The 14,658-nt window shown below is 62.9% G+C and carries 13 protein-coding genes; 7 read left to right on the top strand and 6 right to left on the bottom strand.

Translation table 11 applies throughout. The features are described from left to right. Window positions 1-81: 81 nt before the first annotated feature. Window positions 82-1,461, bottom strand: coding sequence for a bifunctional UDP-N-acetylglucosamine diphosphorylase/glucosamine-1-phosphate N-acetyltransferase GlmU (gene glmU / locus HV823_RS12220; protein WP_176950087.1), 1,380 nt, complete (start codon window positions 1,459-1,461; stop codon window positions 82-84). Between the two features lie 75 nt (window positions 1,462-1,536). Then, window positions 1,537-3,180: a Na/Pi cotransporter family protein gene (locus tag HV823_RS12215; RefSeq protein ID WP_176949995.1), complete on the bottom strand. Its 1,644-nt coding sequence runs from the start codon at window positions 3,178-3,180 to the stop codon at window positions 1,537-1,539. A gap of 334 nt (window positions 3,181-3,514) precedes the next feature. Here HV823_RS12215 and HV823_RS12210 point away from each other — a divergent pair, with 334 nt between their 5' ends. From HV823_RS12210 to HV823_RS12185, 6 genes are all read left to right on the top strand, one after another. Beyond that, complete coding sequence (locus HV823_RS12210; protein ID WP_176949994.1) at window positions 3,515-5,398, top strand: peptidylprolyl isomerase; 1,884 nt, start codon at window positions 3,515-3,517, stop codon at window positions 5,396-5,398. 21 nt (window positions 5,399-5,419) lie between these two features. After that, complete coding sequence (trpD, locus tag HV823_RS12205; protein ID WP_176949993.1) at window positions 5,420-6,442, top strand: anthranilate phosphoribosyltransferase; 1,023 nt, start codon at window positions 5,420-5,422, stop codon at window positions 6,440-6,442. Between the two features lie 9 nt (window positions 6,443-6,451). Beyond that, window positions 6,452-7,267 carry an indole-3-glycerol phosphate synthase TrpC gene (gene trpC, locus HV823_RS12200; protein ID WP_176949992.1) on the top strand — a complete coding sequence of 272 codons (816 nt, stop codon included), beginning with the start codon at window positions 6,452-6,454 and terminating at the stop codon, window positions 7,265-7,267. After that, window positions 7,267-7,764, top strand: a complete 498-nt coding sequence (gene moaC / locus HV823_RS12195; protein ID WP_176949991.1) for a cyclic pyranopterin monophosphate synthase MoaC — start codon at window positions 7,267-7,269, stop codon at window positions 7,762-7,764. The genes trpC and moaC overlap by 1 nt, the downstream gene beginning before the upstream one ends. Window positions 7,765-7,766: 2 nt before the next feature. Further along, on the top strand, window positions 7,767-8,996 hold the full coding sequence (locus tag HV823_RS12190; protein ID WP_176949990.1) for a molybdopterin molybdotransferase MoeA: 1,230 nt from the start codon (window positions 7,767-7,769) through the stop codon (window positions 8,994-8,996). Between the two features lie 565 nt (window positions 8,997-9,561). After that, the gene (locus HV823_RS12185) at window positions 9,562-11,520 is read left to right on the top strand and encodes a M10 family metallopeptidase (RefSeq protein WP_176949989.1); all 1,959 of its coding nucleotides are present in this window, start codon (window positions 9,562-9,564) and stop codon (window positions 11,518-11,520) included. A 166-nt stretch (window positions 11,521-11,686) separates the two neighbouring features. Here HV823_RS12185 and HV823_RS12180 read toward each other — a convergent pair whose 3' ends face one another. From HV823_RS12180 to HV823_RS12165, 4 genes are all read right to left on the bottom strand, one after another. Beyond that, the gene (locus tag HV823_RS12180) at window positions 11,687-12,040 is read right to left on the bottom strand and encodes a phasin family protein (protein WP_176949988.1); all 354 of its coding nucleotides are present in this window, start codon (window positions 12,038-12,040) and stop codon (window positions 11,687-11,689) included. 183 nt (window positions 12,041-12,223) lie between these two features. Then, window positions 12,224-12,427: a DUF3126 family protein gene (locus tag HV823_RS12175; protein ID WP_097138383.1), complete on the bottom strand. Its 204-nt coding sequence runs from the start codon at window positions 12,425-12,427 to the stop codon at window positions 12,224-12,226. A gap of 95 nt (window positions 12,428-12,522) precedes the next feature. Continuing rightward, window positions 12,523-13,356: a serine O-acetyltransferase gene (gene cysE / locus HV823_RS12170; protein WP_176949987.1), complete on the bottom strand. Its 834-nt coding sequence runs from the start codon at window positions 13,354-13,356 to the stop codon at window positions 12,523-12,525. A gap of 81 nt (window positions 13,357-13,437) precedes the next feature. Further along, window positions 13,438-14,223, bottom strand: coding sequence for an alpha/beta fold hydrolase (locus HV823_RS12165; protein WP_176949986.1), 786 nt, complete (start codon window positions 14,221-14,223; stop codon window positions 13,438-13,440). Between the two features lie 171 nt (window positions 14,224-14,394). Here HV823_RS12165 and HV823_RS12160 point away from each other — a divergent pair, with 171 nt between their 5' ends. Continuing rightward, on the top strand, window positions 14,395-14,640 hold the full coding sequence (locus tag HV823_RS12160; protein WP_176949985.1) for a zinc-finger domain-containing protein: 246 nt from the start codon (window positions 14,395-14,397) through the stop codon (window positions 14,638-14,640). Window positions 14,641-14,658: the final 18 nt, after the last annotated feature.

Below are 14,658 nucleotides of genomic sequence, written 5' to 3'. Positions count from 1 at the left end.
GTGCCGCATTCTGGTAGTGATTTTTGGAGTGAGCGCAATCGCCCCGCGCTCACTTTCGGTTTCAGGCGTTAACGCCGAAGACTACTCGGCCGCCTTCTTCCGGGCTGCCTTGAGCGCGGCGTTACGTTCGCGGACGAGCCTGGCGCGCTCCGGCTTGTTTTCCTGGCGCGCCCGGCCGAAGGCGACCGCATTCGCGGGCACGTCCTGCGTGATGACGCTACCGGAGGCGACGTAGGCGCCGTCGCCGATCGTCACCGGGGCGACCAGAGCCGAATTGGAGCCGATGAAGGCGTTCTCGCCGATCCGCGTCTCGTGCTTGTTGATGCCGTCATAGTTGCAGGTGATGGTGCCTGCGCCGATGTTGCTGCCCGCGCCGATGAAGGCGTCGCCGATATAGGTGAGGTGGTTGACCTTCGCGCCCGCCCCTATCTCGGCCTTCTTCACCTCGCAGAAGTTTCCGACCTTCGAGTCCGGCCCAAGGTTGGCTCCCGGGCGCAGACGGGCAAACGGGCCGACCGACGCGCCGGCGCCGACATGCGCGCCCTCGATATGCGAGAAGGCGTGGAGGACCGCACCGCTTTCGACGCTCACGCCCGGACCGAACACCACGTTCGGCTCGATCGTCACATCCTGCGCGATGCGGGTGTCATAAGACAGAAACACGGTTTCGGGCGCCAGCATGGAGACACCGGACAGCATCAGAGCGGTGCGGCGGCGCTGCTGCCAGAGGCGCTCGATGAAGGCGAGTTCGGCGCGGGTGTTGCAGCCGGTCAGTTCCTCCTCCGGCGCCTCGACCGTCGTGGCGTGGCCACCGGCGGCGCGTACGACCTCCACGATGTCGGTCAGATAATACTCGCCCTTGGCGTTGGCGTTGCCGATCTGCTCGATCAGGCCGAGCGCCTTGCGCCCGTCGATCGCCATCAGCCCGCCGTTGCAAAAGGCAATGGCACGTTCCGCCGGTGTCGCATCTTTCTCCTCGCGGATCGCGACCAGCTCTCCGTTCTCGACGAGGAGCCTCCCATAGCCGAACGGATCGGCGGCCATGAAACCGACGACGACGACATCGCTGCCGCCGGCAAGCCCGGCGCGCGCGTCTTGCAGCGGCGCCTGCGTCAAAAGCGGCGTATCACCGAAAACGACCAAAACGTCGTCATAGCCTCTAGCGATCGCCTCGCGGGCCGCCAGCACCGCATGTGCCGTTCCCAACCGCTCCTTCTGGATATACGTCTCCGCCCTGACGGCGGGATGGCGCGCCGCCGCCTCGACCTTTTCGGCGTCTCGGCCGAGAACGAGCGCAATCTCGCTGATCCCCGCAGCCGCCAGCGCGTCGACGACATGGGCGATCATCGGCCGGTTGCCGATCGGATGCAGCACCTTCGACTGGGACGACTTCATCCGGGTGCTTTCTCCGGCCGCCAGAATGACCGCCAGGCAGCTGCGTTTGGTCTCTTCCTTTTGCATCGTCATCCCCGTTTCATGCTGTCGGATGCCGTTGCATATCAAACGCACCCCGCGCCAGACAAAGGAAATCCGCAGCTATTCCGCTTCCCGCAGGCGGCTTTCGACAAGCAGTCCGCTTTCGTCGAGAATCGGATAGGCGACGGAAACGAGATGGGCGGTGATGCGCTTGAGATCGCGCAGCATGTCCAGGTGCAGCGAGCTTGTCTGCAGGCTGTCCAGCCGTCCGTCGCGCAGCCGCGCGAGATGCCGCTCGGCGGATTGCTTCTCCATATGCCTTACCGACACCTTCACCTCGACCAGTTGCCGGGCGAGCGACGCGTCGCGACTAACGAGGATGGTCTGCGCGATCCGCAGGTTTTCGATGGTCAGTTGGAACAGGCCCGAGAGTTCGGAATAGCCATCCGTCGAAAAGCGCAAGCCGTTCAGAACCTTCTTCCGCACCTGGTCCTGAAGACCCTTCTCGATGATGTCGCCGATGTGCTCGAGATTGATCGCGTAGTCGATGATCACGATCGACCGGGCGGAGTTGTCTTCGCTGAGCCCCTTGTGGCCAAGCCGCGACAGATAGATCTTGATCGCCTGCTGCAGTTCGTCGACCTGCTTCTCCAGCGCGCCGATTCGGTCGAGTTCAGTCAGATTGTTTTCCTCGAAGGCCTTCATCGTCTGGATGAGCATGGTCTCGATCAGGTCGCCGACGCGCAGCACTTCACGCGTCGCACCGGAAAGGGCGACGACAGGCGTAGCCAGTGCCGTTTCGTCGAGATACTGCGGACCCGTCTCGCCGGGCGGTTCGTCCGGCACGAGCTTCTCCATCAGCCTGGCAAGCAGCGGCGACAGCGGCCAGAAGACCGCAGCCACCGCCAGATTGAAGGCCAGGTGCGCGTCGACGGGCAATTTCGAGTGCGGCAGTGGCAGCATCGTCAGTGCATCGGCGGCAAGACCTGCGAACGGAAGTGCGATCAGGCACCCAACCGCACGCACGAAGAGGTTTGCGATGGTGACCCGACGCGCCGGCGCAGGCGCCTTCAGCGTCGCGATGACCGGCGGGATGGCACCGCCGAGATTGGCGCCCAGCACCAGGACGACCGTCAGCCCCGGCGAAACGATACCGGTCGACGCCAGAGAGAGAATGAGCACGACCACCGCAAGGCTCGACGACGACATGAAGGCAAGAACGGTCGAAAACACCAGTGCCACCGGCCACGCACCGTCGAGAAGGGTCAGGAAGGCCGCAAGCGCCTGGGATTGCCGCATCGGCTCCGTCGCCTGGCTCAGAAGTTGCAGCGACAGGAGCATGAGACCGATACCGACCATTGCGGCGCCCGCCCCCTTCCGCACGGTCGAAGCGCCCCGATAGAGAATGACGCCGACGAGGATGACCATCGGCGCAACCCATTCGATCCCCGTCGCGACGATCCAGGCCGTGACGGCGGTTCCGACATTCGCGCCGAGAAGGACGATCTGCGCCATCCGCGAGCGGATGAGGTTCTTTTCGACGAATGAGGCCGTCATCAGCGCCGTCGCAGTCGAACTCTGCAGCGCAATTGTCGCCAGAAAACCGGACACGAAGGCGCGCATGGGGCCGCCGGTGCCCAGTGTCAGGCTCTTGCGCAGCCGCCCGCCCAGGGCGCGCGTTGCCCCGTCCTTGACCTGCGCCAGACCGAACAGCAGCAACGCCACCGCCCCGAACAGGTTGATCATGACGATCACCGACTCCATACCGATGCCTTCTTTCAACTATTCGATCATTGCCCGCATCTGTCCGGCGCACACATGCTGACGCGAACTTCGCACAAAGCGCACATAGTGCAATTCATCAATTATTTCAGAATAAATTCGTTTGCCGGCAAAGGAAATCGTCAGTTGCTGGCGCGTTTGCGGCGCGGGATTTTGCTGTCGGCACATACCCTTTCACCGCATCGGACGCGCGCGTCCTGCCGCTCCCTCCCGCTGCGCTGCCGCCGCGTCATCCATGCCCTTCTATTCCTGCGAACTTTCCGTTATGAGACGGTTTCGGTCCGGCCCCGTGCCGAGCAAGCGAGGAATGCGAAGTATGCTCGAATCTTTGAGAAAAGGCGCCCAGACCTGGGTGGCCAAAGCCCTGTTGCTGATCCTGGTCGCCTCTTTTGGCGTATGGGGCATTTCGAGCTCGCTCGTGACCGGCACATCCAATGCTGTGGTAACGGTTGGCGACGTCAAGGTTTCTCCGACGGATTTCCGCCTTGCCTATGAGAGACAGGTTTCCGCACTGTCCCAGCGCTTCGGAACACGCCTGACGCCCGACCAGGCCCGCGCGCTCGGCGTCGAAAACCAGGTTTATGCCGAACTCGTCGCCGGTGCCGCGCTCGACCAGCTTTCAAGCGACATGAGCCTCGGCCTGAGCAAGGATCGCCTGGCGCAGCTGATTGCGGAAGATCCCGCATTCCGCGGCCCGAACGGTCGCTTCGACCGCGTCGCCTTCTCCTCGATCCTGCGTAATGCCGGGCTGCGCGAGGACGACTACATCAACAACCGCAGCCAGGTCGCCGTCCGCAGCCAGATCGTCGAGGCGATTTCGGACGGCTACCGTGCGCCGGAAGCGCTGACCAGCGCCCTCAAGCAGTATCGCAATGAAGCGCGTACCGTCGACTACCTGCTGATGTCCAACGCCAACATCGATCCGATCAAGGCGCCGGCCGACGACGTGCTGGCGGCATGGTTCGACAAGAACAAGGACAAGTACCGCGCGCCCGAATTCCGCAAGTTCACCTATGTCGCGCTGGCTCCGAAGGACATTGCCGATCCGACGACCATCGATGACGCGGCAGTGCGCGAAGACTACGAGAAGAACAAGGACAAGTACCGCACGGCGGAGACGCGCACCGTCCAGCAGTTGACGTTCCCCGATCGCGCAGCGGCCGATGCTGCAGCAGTCAAACTCGCGTCCGGAACGACCTTCGATGCGCTCGTTGCCGAACAGGGCAAGATGGAATCCGACGTCACGCTTGGCGATTTCACCAAGGCCTCGATGCCCGATCAGACGCTTGCCGAAGCGGCCTTTGCAATTCCTGCAGCCGGCGGCACGTCGCCGGTCGTCGAGGGCGTATTCGGCCCGGTCATCCTGCGCGTGTCGAACATTCAACCGGAAACCACGAAGACCTATGACGACGTGAAGGACGAACTGCGCAACGAACTTGCGCTTTCCCAGGCCAGCCAGGACCTGATGGCCGTTCACGACCGCTTCGAGGAGGCGCAGGCCAATGGTGCTGCGATCGCCGACGCTGCCACGGAGGCACATTTGAAGCCGGTGACCATCGATGCGGTCGACTCGACCGGCCGCGGCCAGGACGGCGAGGACATCGCCCTTCCCGAGGAAACCGGCCTGCTTGCCGAGGTCTTCAAGACGGATGTCGGCCTGGAAAGCCCGCCGGTCAACTACGGCCGCGAGGGCTATATCTGGTACGAGGTCAACGACATCATGCCCGCGCGCGACCGCACGCTCGACGAGGTCCGCGAGACTGTCGCGGCAGACTGGGCGGCCGAACAGCAGCGCGAGGCGCTGGCGAAGAAGGCGGCTGAAATTGCCGAACGCATCCGCAAGGGCGAGAAGATGGCCGATATCGCAGCCGACATGGGCATGGCGGTCGAGACCAAGGCCGGCCTGACCCGCGGCGTTGAAGACATCACGCTGAGCCCGGCCGCCGTTACCGCGGTTTTCAGCGGCCCGGTTGGGCATGTGGCGAATGCGCCGGGAATCGGCGGCGAAGGTCAGATCGTCCTTCAGGTCACCGACGTCAACAGCGAAGCCTCCGGCGACGCGCTCGCCAACTCCGACCAGCAGATCGAGGCGATCGCCCGCGCCAGCGGCGACGACATCCTCGACCAGATGGTCACGAGCCTCCAGGGCGCATATGGCGTGTCGATCAACCGGTCGGCCGCCGAGCGCAGCATGCAATGACGAAGCCGGGATCCGTGCCACATGTCTGACCTGAAACCCTTCATCGCCAAGGTCGCCACCGGAGCGCCGCTCGATCGCGAGGAGGCGCGCGCCGCCTTCGAGATCATCATGTCCGGTTCGGCGACGCCCTCCCAGATCGGCGGCTTCCTTATGGCGCTGCGGGTCCGTGGCGAGACCGTCGACGAGATCTACGGCGCCGTCGGCTCGATGCGCGCACGGATGCTTCCGGTCAGTGTTCCCGACGACGCGATCGATATCGTCGGCACGGGCGGTGACGGCGCTGGCACCTACAACATCTCGACGCTGGCCTCGATCATCGTTGCCGGCGCCGGCGTACCGGTCGCAAAGCACGGAAACCGAGCGCTCAGCTCCAAATCCGGCACGGCCGACGCCCTCTCCTGCCTCGGCGTCAAGCTCGACATCGGGCCCGAGGCGATCGCGCGCTGCGTGGCCGAGGCCGGCCTCGGCTTCATGTTCGCCCAACTCCATCACCCGGCCATGAAGCATGTCGGCCCCTCTCGCGTGGAACTCGGCACGCGGACGATCTTCAACCTGCTCGGCCCGCTTTCGAACCCCGGCAGCGTCAGGCGGCAGCTCCTTGGCGTCTACTCGGCGCAATGGCTGGTGCCGGTGGCCGAAGTCCTGCGCGACCTCGGCTCCGAACGGATCTGGGTTGTCCACGGTTCCGGTCTCGACGAGATCACCACCACGGGCACCACGCAGGTTGCCGCGCTCGAGGACGGCCGCATTCGCACCTTCGAGCTGACGCCTGCCGATTTCGGCCTGCCGCAGGTGGCGCTGGACGATTTGCGTGGCGGCGACGGTGCGCATAACGCCGAAGCGCTCCTTTCGGTGCTCGGCGGCGCCGAGACGCCCTACCGCGACATTTCGCTTGCCAATGCCGCGGCGGCCCTGCTGGTCGCCGGCAAGGCCGGCTCGATCGCCGAAGGCATGGCGCTTGCCCGCCAGTCGCTGGAAAGCGGCAGCGCGCGCAGAGCGCTCGAGACGCTCGTCGCGGTTTCCAACGCCGAAGTTCAGGGGTAGGCTCTGCCGATGACCGATATTCTCAAGAAGATCGAGGCCTACAAGCGCCAGGAAATCGAGGCCGCCAAGGCGCGCGTTCCGCTCAACGAACTGCGCGCGATCTGCCGCGACCAGGAGCCCCCGCGCGGTTTCTTCGCCAACCTTTTGACGAAGAAGGCGAGAGGCGAATTCGGACTGATCGCGGAGATCAAGAAGGCGAGCCCGTCCAAGGGGCTGATCCGGCCGGACTTCGATCCGCCGGCGCTTGCCAAGGCCTATGAGGCGGGCGGGGCTGCCTGCCTTTCGGTCCTGACGGATGGCCCGAGCTTCCAGGGCGCACCGGATTTCCTGACGCAAGCCCGTGCGGCCTGCAGTCTTCCGGCGCTGCGCAAGGACTTCATGTTCGACACCTATCAGGTTCAGGAAGCCCGCGCCTGGGGTGCGGACTGCATCCTGCTGATCATGGCCTCGCTTTCCGACGAGGAAGCCAAGCGGCTGCAGGACCATGCCTTCTCGCTCGCCATGGACGTTCTCGTCGAGGTGCATGACGAAGAAGAGATGGAGCGCGCACTCAATCTGAAATCCAAGCTCCTCGGCATCAACAACCGCAACCTGCGCACGTTCGAGGTCGATCTTGCGGTTTCCGAACGTCTGTCCCGCATGGTGCCGGAGGACCGGCTTCTGGTGGGCGAGAGCGGCATCTTCACCCATGCCGACTGCGAACGTCTCAAGGCGTCGGGCATCTCGACCTTCCTCGTCGGCGAAAGCCTGATGCGCAAGGACGACGTCGCCGCCGCCACCCGCACGCTTCTCAACGGAAGCGACCCGATGATGGCGGCAGAGTGATGACGGCCGGCGGCGGCGCCCTGACGCATATTGGTGCCTCGGGCGAGGCCAACATGGTCGATGTCGGCGACAAGGCCGAGACCGTTCGGATCGCGGTTGCCGAAGGCATGGTGCGGATGCGGCCGGAAACGCTGGAACTGATCCGCGACGGCGATGCCAAGAAGGGCGACGTCATCGGCACCGCCCGACTGGCCGGCATCATGGCGGCGAAGCAGACGGCCAATCTCATTCCGCTTTGCCACCCGCTGATGCTGACCAAGGTTGCCGTCGAAATTACCGAAGACGACGCCCTGCCCGGCCTGCGGGTCGAGGCCACCGCAAAGCTCACTGGTCGCACCGGCGTCGAAATGGAAGCGCTGACCGCCGTCAGCGTCGCCTGCCTGACGATCTACGATATGGCAAAGGCTGCCGACAAGGAGATGGAGATCGGCGGAATTCGGCTCGTCGCCAAGTCCGGCGGCCGTTCCGGCGATTATCAGCGAGGGGAGCACGGTTAGACATGTCGCTTTTGCCGGTCGAGGATGCGCTTGAACGTCTGCTGCATTCGGCGAGTCCACCGGACAAGAGCGAAAGCGTCCCGCTGCACGAAGCCTGCGGACGGGTGCTCTCGAGCGACGTGACCGCCCGACTGACCCAGCCGCCCTTCGACAACTCCGCAATGGACGGCTATGCGCTGCGCCATGAGGACATCGCCGAACTCGGCTCCACGCTGAACGTCATCGGCCGCGCCGCGGCCGGCCACGCCTTCTCCGGCACCGTCGGAAAGGGCGACGCGGTGCGAATCTTCACGGGGGCCCCGGTCCCCGCCGGCGCCGATACGGTGCTGTTGCAGGAGGACGCCGAGGCGCTGGAGGGCGAGCGCATCCGCACCACCTTCGTCCCGCCGAAAGGCCGCCACATCCGCCCCCGCGGACAGGACTTCCTCGAAGGCGAATGCGTGCTGAGACAAGGCGAGCTGCTGGACGCCGGCAGGCTGACGGTCGCCGCCGCCATGAACCATCCCGTGCTTCACGTCTACGCCCGGCCGAAAGTGGCGCTGCTTGCGACAGGTGACGAACTCGTGCCGCCCGGTTCGGCGCTGAACGCCAGCCAGATCGTCGCCTCGAATGGCTATGGGGTTGCCGCGATCGCCCGCGAGGCGGGAGCCGAAGTGATCGACCTTGGTATCGCCGGCGACGAGAGCAACGCCATCCTCGATGCCGTCGACTGGGCCAAGGCCTGTGGCGCCGACGTACTGGTCACGCTCGGCGGGGCATCGGTGGGGGATCTCGACCTGGTCCAGCCGGTGCTTCGTTCCGCGGGGATGGAGCTCGATTTCTGGCGCATCGCCATGCGGCCGGGAAAGCCGCTGATGGTCGGCCGGCTGGGCGGGATGCAGATCGTCGGCCTTCCCGGAAACCCTGTCTCCGCTATGGTCTGCTCGCTGCTCTTTCTCGATCCGCTCGTCCGGCAACTGGCACGGCTGCCCGGGGCCGAGCGCCGCGCGTTCGCCGTGGCGGGATCGCCACTGTCCGGCAACGATCATCGTCAGGATCACCTGCGCGCGAAACTATCTCTGCGGGACGACGGTGCGATGGTCGCCACGCCGTTCGAGAAACAGGACTCGTCGATGATGAAGATCTTCGCGTCAGCCGACTGCCTGATCGTGCGGCCACCGTTTGCGGAACCGGCCGAAGCCGGGGACCCGTGCGAGATCCTCCTGCTTCGGCCGCCGCCCACTAACCGTTGAATCGACTGGACGCCGCCACGTTCGCGACGCCAGGCAATAATCGTTTCAAATATGGTTTGCTTCGCATGTGATTTGCCGATGCACGAAACAGAGAACGGAACATTCGTGCACGCCTTTGCATAGGACGTTTGGCACGGTTAATCCAATCACCCTCCGGTAACTGATTTCCAAAGGCTGCTGTTCTCATCATGCCGGCCAGGAGGCATGTTTCAAACATTTGCACTGGAAATGGAGGGTCAGGGAAGACATGCGATCTGAAGATGCCTTGAGACGGGCATAATCTCACGCTACCGGCGGATAGAGCGGCCGATCGGCCGCTTGTTTCCAGAATGGCTGCGTCGTTGTCTTTCGCACTCCGCATCGCAGTATATCGGGAGAACTTGCGCGATGGCGATGTACCTTGCCTCGGACGTCGACAGGACTACGGCAAGCCACATTAGACCACGGAGTTACTGACCGGACACCGCCGGGACGTGACGAAATATTGAGAATCGACCTATAGTCGTGGCCGAGCTTGCTGATCGCGGCAATCCGTTCGCCACTGCATTCGAACAAGGAACTTTGAATGACCGGAATTGGAAAGAATACCAAGTCGATATCGGCAACCGGCTCCGACTTTGTTGATTCCGTCCTTGGCGACACCGCCTGGAGCGGTAGCGTTACCTACGCCTTTCCGACCTCCAGCATCCAGTACGATTATTCCGAGTCGTTTGAGCCGCTTTATGGCTTCGGCGCCGTTTCGGCCAAGCTTCGTTCGACTGCGCTTTTCGCCATGGAGCAGTCCTACCGCGCAAAGGCGAATGACGGCTTCTCGGTTAAAGGCTTCACCAAGCTGAGTTTTTCCCAAGGGAGTGCGACAACCGCCAATCTTCGCTTTGCGGAATCGACCTATGACAACGAAACCGCAAAGGCCTATTTTCCCGGCCAGTACGAAGAGGCGGGCGATCTTTGGTTCGGTACCGAATATGCCGGAACCGACCTCGACATGCGCAATCCGGTTGCGGGCAACTACGCCTGGCACACGGTGATCCATGAGCTTGGGCACGCCTTGGGCCTCAACCACGCCCACACCGATGAGGGCTTCGCCACCATGCCCTCCAAGTACGATTCCATCGAATATACCGTGATGACCTATCGCAGCTACGTGGGCGCGGACTGGTCTGCCGGATATCTCTATGAAGAGTACGGCGGGCCGCAGACCTTCATGATGGCCGATATCCAGGCGCTGCAGTACATGTACGGCGCCGACTACAGCACCAATTCCGGCAGCACCACCTACAAATGGGATCCGTCGAGCGGCAAGACCTTTGTCGATGGCCAGGTCGCCATCAGCCCCGGCGCCAACCGCATCTTCGCCACCATCTGGGACGGGGGCGGCGTCGATACCTACGATCTGTCGGCCTACCAGACCGCGTTGAAGATCGATCTCGCGCCCGGCTCCTACTCCGCCTTCAGCGACGAGCAACTCACCAATCTCGGCAATGGCAACTATGCCCGCGGCAACATCTTCAACGCGCTGCTGTTCGAAGGCAATACGCGCTCGCTGATCGAGAACGCCAAGGGCGGTTCCGGCAACGACGCCATCAGCGGCAACCAGGCAAACAACACGCTCTATGGCAACGGCGGCAACGACAAGCTGTACGGCCTCGGCGGCAAGGACATTCTGTATGGCGGCGTAGGTCGGGACACGCTCGACGGCGGCAGCGGTAACGACATCCTGAGCGGCGGCGCGGGCGCGGACAAACTGATCGGCGGAACCGGCCATGACACCGCATCCTACGGATCAGCGCGCGCCGGCGTCGCCGCGAGCCTCGCCAAGCCATCCATCAACACGAACGATGCCGCCGGCGACACCTACTCGTCGATCGAGAACCTCAGCGGTTCGGCCTATGCCGACAAACTGACAGGCAACAGCGGCTCCAACCGGCTCATCGGCGGCAGGGGCAACGACATGCTGGACGGCGGTGCCGGCAAGGACATCCTGATTGGCGGCAGCGGAGCGGACAGGCTTGTCGGCGGCAAGGGTATCGACACCGCTTCTTACGAGACGGCATCGAAGGGCGTTATCGCAAGCCTGCTCTCCCCCTCGTCGAACACGAACGACGCCAGGGGAGACAAGTACTCTTCGATCGAGAACCTGTCCGGCACGGCCTATGCCGACAAACTGATCGGCAACAGTGTTGCCAACCGCCTGGCGGGCGGCGGCGGCAATGATGTCCTGAAGGGCGCAGGCGGCGGCGACATACTCGATGGCGGCCGCGGCAAGGACACGCTGACCGGCGGTCCGGGCAGCGACACCTTCGTCTTCAAGAAGGGATACGGCAAGGACACCATCCAGGATTTCAAGGATGACGTCGACCAGATCGATCTTCGCAGCTACGGCTTCGACAGCATTTCAGCGGTGCTGAAAAAGGCCGCGCAGGTTGATCAAGACGTTCAGCTCAAGTTTGCCTCGACCGACATTCTTCTTCTGAAGAACTTCGAGAAAGCCGATCTCGACAAGGGCGATTTTCTTCTGGCCTGAGGCATTTCCGAAAGCAGCGGAAACACGAATTTCAGCCGCGGACCAAAGCGGGTCTCCGTCGTTCGGATCGCGGCCGACGCCAGACGTCAAAGGCGCTACAGGCAGAGACAGCAAAGCCGGCGACACGCCTGTGCCGCCGGCTTTCTCATGGATGGGAAAGGCGCTATCAGGCTGCGACGGCTGACTTTGCCGCTGCCGTTGCCTTGGCAATCGGCGCCTCGTAAGGCTTATAGGCATCCTTCGCGAGATCGGAATACATCTCGCCGATCTTCGTCGCTTCCGCGATATAGGATTCGTAGCTCTTCTTCAGATAGGACGTCTGGAGTTCGAAGGCTGCTTCGAAGCTCTTCGCGCTCGACAGTTTCTCGAAATGTGCGACGCCCTCCTCGAAGGACTTCTTGGAGTAGTCGGTCGCCTCCGTGGCGATCGCCTGCATGCCCTTCGCCAACGAGGAATAGCTCTTCACGACTGTGTCCACGGCTTCTTTCCCCCTCTTGTTGGCCTCTTCCAAGTTGAACATGGGACGCTCCTTTCGTTCCGTTCAGATGACCGAAAATTATATGCAATGCACAATAAAGTCAACGAATTGACGCATCGCAATATTAGTGAGCGATTGCAAATACTTGATGACGGGAGCGTACAAAACGCAAAAACCCGGCGCCTGGGCGCCGGGTTCATGAGAATACCTTCGAGAAGGAGATTCTTAGAGGTCGATGTCGAGGATCGCCATCGAGAAGTTGTAGGAGAGTTCGCCATCCTCCTCGTCGCGGAACACGACGCCCAAAAACTCATCCGCGAGATAGACTTCCGCAGACTCGTCCTTCTTCGGACGCGCCTTGATGACCATATCCTTGTTGAAGTTCCGCTTGAAGTAGGCCTCAAGCTTCCTGATCTCTTCGGGCTTCACGATTGCGTCTCCGTATCGGTTCGTTCGCGCCGCTTCTCGCACCTGCGCGGGATGCTGTAAACCCTGAATGAGGCCAGTTTCCAGCAGATTTGCGTTCAGATGTCGAAGCCTGCGCCGTGCAGGATCTGGTCCATGGCCCGCGACGGCTCGGAACAGCCGGCCTCGCCCACCACCTTGGCCGGGACGCCCGCCACGGTCGATTTCGGCGGCATATCCTTCAGCACCACCGAACCGGCCGCAATGCGCGAGCAATGGCCGATATGGATATTGCCGAGAATCTTCGCGCCCGCCCCGATCAGTACGCCGTTGTCGATCTTGGGATGGCGGTCGCCGCCTTCCTTGCCGGTTCCGCCGAGAGTGACGTTATGCAGGATCGAGACATTGTCGCCGATCACCGCCGTCTCGCCGACGACCAGACCGGTTGCATGGTCGAGGAAGATCCCCTTGCCGATGCGCGCCGCCGGATTGATGTCCGTCTGGAAGACGCTCGAAGAGCGGCTCTGCAGATAGAGCGCAAAGTCACGCCGACCGTTGCTGTAGAGCCAATGCGCCAGCCGGTGGGTCTGGATCGCGTGGAAGCCCTTGAAATAGAGAACCGGCTCGATGAAGCGCGTGCACGCGGGATCGCGGTCGTAGACCGCCTGAATGTCGACGCGCAGAATCGAGCCCCACTCCGGCCATGCCACCTGCATTTCCTCGTAGGTCTGGCGCAAAAGGTTCGCCTGCAGGTCCGGATGGTCGAGACGCTCGCAGATGCGGTGAATGACGCTCGCCTCCAGCGAAGGCTGGTTGATCACGGTCGAGTAGAGGAATGCCGCAAGCAGCGGATCCTCCTGAGCTGCGATGCGCGCTTCCTGCTGAAGGCTATCCCAGATCGGGTCCATCACCTTGAGCTTTTCGTCGGCTCGCTTCTCATTGCTGGCGACCATCGCCCTACTCCTTTTCGCTTCCGGTTCCAGTTATAGAGCAAACGGGTTCCAAGCGGAATGCCCCGCCGCGTGCAGCATCCCCTAGCGCCCGTCGATCCCGGCATAGAACTCCAGCACCGCCTTCTTGAAGACCCTGTCGCCCACCGCCAGCATGTGATCCCGTCCGGGGATGTCCAGCGCCCGGGCATCCGGCATCAGATGGGCGAGCGCTTGCGCGGAGCCCGCGATGTCGTCCTTGGTGCCGACGGCCACCAGTGCAGGTACGTCAATGCGGGCCATGTCTGCCGGCGTCAGCAGGTCGCGCGACGTCATGATGCAGGCGGCAAGGGCATTGCGGTCCGATTTCGTCTGCTCCGCGAACGAACGGAACATGCGACCGCGTTCATGGTCAACGTCGTCGAGGGATTCAGCGAGAAGCGCACCCGCGATCGGATCCCAGTCGCCGACGCCCTCGACCATGCCGATCCCCAGCCCGCCGAAGACGACCGAGCGCACCCGGTGCGGGTGTCCGAGAGCCATGAAGGCGGTGATGCGGGCCCCCATGGAATATCCCATGACATGGGCTTCGGAAATGCCGAGATGATCGAGCAGAGCGGCGGCATCACCCGCCATCGACGGTGGATGATAGAGCGCCGGATCGTGCGGCTTGTCGCTGGCACCATGGCCGCGATTGTCGATGCCGATCACCCGGTATCCGGCATCCCCGAGCGTCTTCAGCCACCCGGGATAGACCCAGTTGACGCTCGCGCTGGAGGCAAACCCGTGAATCAGCAGCACCGGTGCGCCGGAGGGATCGCCCTCGTCGAAAAAGGCAAGTTCGAGCCCTTCGTGGCGGAAGCGGGAAAAGGTCGGAGGATCGAGATTCATGAGGTACCTCTGGCACGCGACTGTCTCCCCGCTCTTAGGACGCTTTGCCGCGCGATGGAACGCCCGGGGCCGCTTTTTCTCGCCAAAGACTTGATGTTTGCCGCTACACATTTGTGTTCAACGGCTATATGGTCCGCCGCGAAACGCGACATACCCACATCGGAGCATCCCATGGCTGGCCACAGCATTCCTCACTTCCAGAACGACGGCGGACACGCAGCGATCGAGATCGGCGTGAAGGAATTCATGTGCGTCGGCGCCTCGGTTCCCTTCGATCATCCCCACATCTTCATCGACATGGGCGACGACAACGAGAAGGTCTGCGGCTACTGCTCGACGCTTTACCGCTACAACCCGTCGCTCAAGGCGACGCAGACCAACCCCGTCGGCTGCACCTTCGCAAACCAGGCCGCCTGACCTCATGCCTTCCGACGT

This window comes from Mycoplana rhizolycopersici, from assembly GCF_013378445.1.
GTDB classification, from domain to species: Bacteria; Pseudomonadota; Alphaproteobacteria; order Rhizobiales; family Rhizobiaceae; genus Mycoplana; species Mycoplana rhizolycopersici.
This window is presented reverse-complemented; position numbering and strand designations above follow the sequence as displayed.

Excerpts from the sequence above, each read along its gene's own strand:
- HV823_RS12215 (WP_176949995.1), bottom strand. The coding sequence starts at position 3,180 with ATGGAGTCGGTGATCGTCATGATCAACCTGTTCGGGGCGGTGGCGTTG.
- cysE (WP_176949987.1), bottom strand. The coding sequence starts at position 13,356 with ATGGTCGCCAGCAATGAGAAGCGAGCCGACGAAAAGCTCAAGGTGATG.
- HV823_RS12190 (WP_176949990.1), top strand. The coding sequence starts at position 7,767 with ATGTCGCTTTTGCCGGTCGAGGATGCGCTTGAACGTCTGCTGCATTCG.
- HV823_RS12185 (WP_176949989.1), top strand. The coding sequence starts at position 9,562 with ATGACCGGAATTGGAAAGAATACCAAGTCGATATCGGCAACCGGCTCC.
- trpC (WP_176949992.1), top strand. The coding sequence starts at position 6,452 with ATGACCGATATTCTCAAGAAGATCGAGGCCTACAAGCGCCAGGAAATC.
- HV823_RS12160 (WP_176949985.1), top strand. The coding sequence starts at position 14,395 with ATGGCTGGCCACAGCATTCCTCACTTCCAGAACGACGGCGGACACGCA.
- HV823_RS12165 (WP_176949986.1), bottom strand. The coding sequence starts at position 14,223 with ATGAATCTCGATCCTCCGACCTTTTCCCGCTTCCGCCACGAAGGGCTC.
- glmU (WP_176950087.1), bottom strand. The coding sequence starts at position 1,461 with ATGCAAAAGGAAGAGACCAAACGCAGCTGCCTGGCGGTCATTCTGGCG.
- moaC (WP_176949991.1), top strand. The coding sequence starts at position 7,267 with ATGACGGCCGGCGGCGGCGCCCTGACGCATATTGGTGCCTCGGGCGAG.
- HV823_RS12180 (WP_176949988.1), bottom strand. The coding sequence starts at position 12,040 with ATGTTCAACTTGGAAGAGGCCAACAAGAGGGGGAAAGAAGCCGTGGAC.
- HV823_RS12210 (WP_176949994.1), top strand. The coding sequence starts at position 3,515 with ATGCTCGAATCTTTGAGAAAAGGCGCCCAGACCTGGGTGGCCAAAGCC.
- trpD (WP_176949993.1), top strand. The coding sequence starts at position 5,420 with ATGTCTGACCTGAAACCCTTCATCGCCAAGGTCGCCACCGGAGCGCCG.